Here is a 4,909-nt window from a genome sequence, read left to right as displayed (position 1 = left end):
TTCTACTGGCCCGAGACCAATGTGCTGATCACACGCTTTCTGTCAGCGGACGGCGCGGGCGAGATCACGGACTATATGCCAATTGCCGGGGCTGCAAAAGGAACTGGGCAACACCAGTTGATCCGTCGCGTCAGTGTGGTTCGCGGAGCGATGCCTTTCCGGATGGAATGTTATCCGGCATTCAACTACGCCCGAGATGACCATCAGATGCAGCTGACCCCTGACGGGGCGTGCTTTTATTCCCAAACGCTCAGCCTAGGGCTCGCGACGCGTGTCCCTTTGAAGCAAGACGGCAAGGGGGTAAGCGCTGAGTTCCGCCTCGAGGAAGGCCAGACGGCCGTCTTCTTGCTTCAAGACATCCCGGCGGGAACCGGGTGCGGCATCTCGCTTTCTGAGCAGGAGGCGATGGAGAGCTTCAAGAATACTGTCGAGTACTGGCGCCGCTGGATCTCGAAATGCACGTACACAGGCCGGTGGCGTGAGGTGGTCCACCGGTCGGCGCTGGCGCTGAAGCTCCTCACGTATGCACGGACGGGGGCGATTGTCGCGGCTCCGACGTGTAGCCTTCCCGAGGGCGTAGGCGGCGAGCGGAACTGGGACTACCGGTATACCTGGATCCGGGACGCGGCGTTCACGCTGTACGGCCTGCTTCGCATCGGATTCACCGACGAGGCCGCACACTTCATGGATTGGATACAAGCCCGCTGCCACGAGTTGAACCCGGACGGGTCCTTACAGATCATGTACGGGATCGATGGACGCCACACCCTGACCGAGGAAATCCTGGACCATCTGGAGGGCTACAAGGGCTCTCGTCCGGTCCGGGTGGGTAACGGCGCCTACAACCAACTCCAGTTGGACATCTACGGTGCGCTGATGGACTCGGTCTATCTCTTCAATAAGTACGGGAATCCCATTTCGTATGACCTCTGGACCAACCTGAGACAGCTCATCAACTGGGTGTGCGATAACTGGCAACGGAAGGACGAGGGGGTCTGGGAAGTCCGGGGTGGACAACAGCACTTCGTCTATTCAAAGCTCATGTGTTGGGTTGCCATTGATCGCGGGATCCGTCTTGCCGACAAGCGTTCATTCCCTGCCGACCGCGACCGATGGCTCAAGATCCGGGACCAGATTTATGAGGACATCATGGCCAAGGGTTGGAGTCCAAAACGTCAGGCATTCGTCCAGCATTACGGGAGTGAATCCCTGGACGCCGCCAACCTGATCATGCCGCTGGTATTCTTTCTTTCCCCGACCGACCCGAGAATGTTAAATACGCTGGATGCCATAAACGTGCCACCGGAGAAGGGGGGACTGGTCTCCAACAGCTTGGTCTACAGGTACAACGTGGAAGAGACTGCCGACGGCTTGAAGGGAGAAGAGGGGACCTTCAACATCTGTACCTTCTGGCTCGTCGAAGCCCTCACCAGGGCAGGACGGAGCGATCGCACCCGGCTGGAGGAAGCCCGACTCATGTTTGAACAGATGTTGGGCTACGCCAACCACCTGGGACTCTACGCCGAGGAAACCGGTCCCAGTGGCGAGGCGTTAGGCAACTTCCCCCAGGCCTTTACTCACCTGGCCTTGATCAGCGCCGCCTTCAATCTCGACAGAGCACTCGGTACCAGGGGCTAAGAGTGAGGTCCTCGAAGGTCTCAATGAGAGAAGGGAACCACAAAGGGTGGAATGCCTGGCACCTTCAAAGCGGTCCTCTCGAATTAATCTTCGTCCCCCAGGTGGGTGGGCGGATTATGGCCATGAACTGGCGGGGTCATGATCTCTGCTTTACCCAGCCAGAGCGCGAGGGTCACGTCGAAGACGTTTTGTCGTGTCAGGATGTCCATGCCAGGAAACGCAAGATGGGTTTTCCGCTCTGGGGCGGTGACAAGACGTGGTTGGCGCCGCAGACTCGCTGGACCGACGAAGTTCCATTTTTGGACCTGGATAGCGGGGCTTACGACCTTACGGTCGAGCGCGACGGGCCGGATGCCGCAGTCGTCCGAATGACGAGTCAGGTCTGCCGGGAAACCGGTATACAAATTACACGCACGGTGACAGTTTCATCGGGCAGTCAGGATTGGATCGTCACACACCAATTAATTAATCGCTCATCCGCTGAAGTCCAATGGGGTGTGTGGGACGTCAACATGGTGCTCAAACCTGGAGAGGTCTATTTGCCGAGAGACGCGGCTTCCCGATATCCTCAAGGCGTAAAAACGTTCGCTGAGGAAGGCGAGTCGGCTCAAGTCCGCGACACCGTCGTGGGTGAGTTAGGAAACCTAGCGGTGATCCACTGTACTGGCCCAAAGGCGTTCAAGTTCGGGGTAGACGCGAAGGAAGGATGGATGCTCGCGATCCTCAATGTAGCCGGGATAGGCCTCGTCGGCTACCGGAAACAGGTGCCGGTGTACCGGGATAAGCCATATGGCCATGGCTGCATTGCTGAGGTATATAACTCGGATCGGTATTCCTACTTCGAGATGGAGATCCATGGCCCGGTCGTCTCTCTGAGACCGGGCGAGAGCTTTGAAATTGAAGAGCGCCAGATCTTGTTCGACCTGCCGCATTGGCCGCAGAGCGAGGAAGAAGTCCGAGGGCTCATCGGCTCTTAAGGATCCAGTCCGGCCGATCTGCCAATCCCCTCTCCATCCTTCTCCTTTTTAGGTTTCACTGTCCGCACAGCGCTTCCAAGCTTTTGGAAAGCGTCGAGGTGATAACCATATGGTCGATGCGATAAGACGTCATTGGCCCGAATATCTAATAGAGGGTGGCTTGCTGGGCCTATTTATGATTTCCGCCTGTGCCTTTGCTACTATTCTCGAATACCCGGGTTCGCCTGTCCATCAGCTCATTGCCGATCCGCTACTGCCTCGAATTTTCATGGGAATAGCCATGGGCCTAAGTGCGATTGCGCTCATCTTCTCCCCCTGGGGCAAGCAATCAGGTGCACACATCAACCTGTCGATCACAATGAGCTTCCTTCGGCTCGGAAAGGTTAACCCTTGGGACGCTCTTTTCTACGTAGGTTCGCAATTTCTGGGTGCGGTGGCGGGGGTCTTGCTGGCTGCGGCGGTTCTTGCGGCTCTCCTCGCGCACTCATCCGTTAATTACGTAGCCACAGTACCAGGCAGCGGTGGACCTGCGTCGCGTTCGTTGCAGAGTTTGTCATCTCCTTCATTCTCATGTCCGTGGTCCTCGGTGTTTCAAACACGCCTAACCTTGACCGTTTTACCGGACTGTTCACGGGTGCCCTTGTTGCCACGTACATAGCCGTGGAAGCCCCCCATTCAGGCATGAGCATGAATCCGGCGCGCTCATTCGGCTCAACCGTACCACCCCAGCTTTGGGAGTTTTTGTGGATCTACTTCACAGCACCACCTTTGGGAATGCTGCTGGTCGCGGAGGTGTATGTGCGACTGAGGGGAGTTCAAAAGGTCATCTGCGCCAAACTGCACCACCACAATGACAAACGTTGCATCTTCCTCCACTGCGGCTACAAGATGCAACCGGAGCAGCAATGAAAGCAAGGGATTACCGCTTTTTTACGGATTCGGGGATCGAAGTTCCCGCGGTGACCACGGATCAAATGCAGGAAGTGGACCGCATTGCCATCGAAGGGACCGGACCGAATCTCTTTCAAATGATGGAAAACGCCGGGCGAAACCTCGCGCTGCTGACGATGGAGATTCTGGGCCAAGACTGGGAGAAGGCAAAGATCGTCGTACTCGCTGGCAGCGAGGGCAACGGAGGGGGTGGCATCTGTGCCGCCCGTCATCTCGCCAACCACGGGGCACATGTCGCGTTGTGTTTGGCAACACCTGATCGCCTTGCAGTAGTGCCAGCGTTCCAGCGCAAGATTTTTCAAGGGACTTCCGGCAAGGAAGTGGAGGCAAAAGGTCTGGGGGAAGTAGCGGCTGATTTCGTTCTCGATGCCTTGATTGGTTACAGCCTGCGTTCAGCCCCGCGAGGCGTCGTCGCCGAATTAATCCAGTGGGCCAACGGGACAAAGGTTCCGATATTGTCACTCGACGTTCCATCGGGAGTAGACTCCACGACCGGGCAGGCTGAGGGAGAATTTATCAAGCCTCGTTGGACGATGACCCTGGGACTACCGAAAACCGGGCTGTCGCCGGAAAAACTGGTAATCTCTTTCTGGCCGATATCGGAATCCCCGAAGAGACCTATCGCCGGATGGGGTTGACGTATACCTCCCCATTCGGAAATTGCTACCGGGTTCCCTTGAATTTCCGGTGGATCCCAGAATCTGCTAGCTCGAAAAAGGGGACCGGACCATGATCAGAGTGAAACGCGTTTACGACCCCCCGAGCTCGCGGGACGGCCGACGCTTCCTGGTGGACCGGCTGTGGCCGCGGGGCGTAAAACGGGATGCGTTGTCACTGGATGAATGGCTCAAGGATGTTGGCCCCAGCGATGCCCTGCGCCGCTGGTTCGCCCATAAGCCTTCCCGATGGGACACCTTCCAGCGCCGCTATGCTGCGGAACTCGACCGCCGGCCCGAGGTCTGGCGGCCCCTTCTCCAGGCGGCCCGCAAACGCACCGTGACCCTGCTCTATAGCGCCAGGGATCCCGAGCACAACAACGCTGTAGCGCTCAAAACCTATCTGGAGGCTAAACTGAAGAAGAAGAGTTCGTAAACGAAAGGAGGTCGTGGACTCATGGCAACGACACAAGCAGCAGATCGTTACGACGCCATTGTGATTGGGACGGGCCAGGCGGGGATACCACTCGCCTTGAGCCTCGCGCAGGCCGGACGGAAGACAGCCATTGTTGAACGCGACCACGTGGGCGGGAACTGCGTCAAAGTCGGCTGCACCCCGACCAAGACGATGGTAGACAGTTGTCTAGTTGCGTATCTCGCGAGACGGGCAGGAGACTATGGTGTCCG

General features: G+C 57.5%; 5 protein-coding genes and 1 pseudogene. All 6 read left to right on the top strand.

Annotated features, from left to right (window positions below; translation table 11 throughout):
- The coding region (locus O6929_11520; GenBank protein ID MCZ6481016.1) for a glycoside hydrolase family 15 protein at positions 1-1,638 on the top strand (1,638 nt) is incomplete at its 5' end.
- 101 nt (positions 1,639-1,739) lie between these two features.
- Positions 1,740-2,615: a hypothetical protein gene (locus tag O6929_11515; GenBank protein MCZ6481015.1), complete on the top strand. Its 876-nt coding sequence runs from the start codon at positions 1,740-1,742 to the stop codon at positions 2,613-2,615.
- A 109-nt stretch (positions 2,616-2,724) separates the two neighbouring features.
- Positions 2,725-3,524 (top strand): annotated as a pseudogene (locus tag O6929_11510) (aquaporin).
- Entirely contained in the window at positions 3,521-4,204 is a 684-nt protein-coding gene (locus O6929_11505) for an NAD(P)H-hydrate epimerase (GenBank protein ID MCZ6481014.1), read from the top strand. Before O6929_11510 ends, O6929_11505 begins: the two are co-directional and overlap by 4 nt.
- A gap of 91 nt (positions 4,205-4,295) precedes the next feature.
- A complete protein-coding gene (locus O6929_11500) occupies positions 4,296-4,658 on the top strand; it encodes a DUF488 family protein (GenBank protein MCZ6481013.1) in 363 nt (120 codons plus the stop codon).
- Between the two features lie 21 nt (positions 4,659-4,679).
- A partial coding sequence (locus tag O6929_11495) for an FAD-dependent oxidoreductase (protein MCZ6481012.1) occupies positions 4,680-4,909 on the top strand: 230 nt, incomplete at its 3' end.

The sequence above is a fragment of the Candidatus Methylomirabilota bacterium genome, assembly GCA_027293415.1.
Classification (GTDB): Bacteria; Methylomirabilota; Methylomirabilia; order Methylomirabilales; family CSP1-5; genus CSP1-5.
The sequence above is the reverse complement of the archived record's forward strand: the minus strand, read 5'-3'. Positions and strand labels throughout refer to the sequence as shown.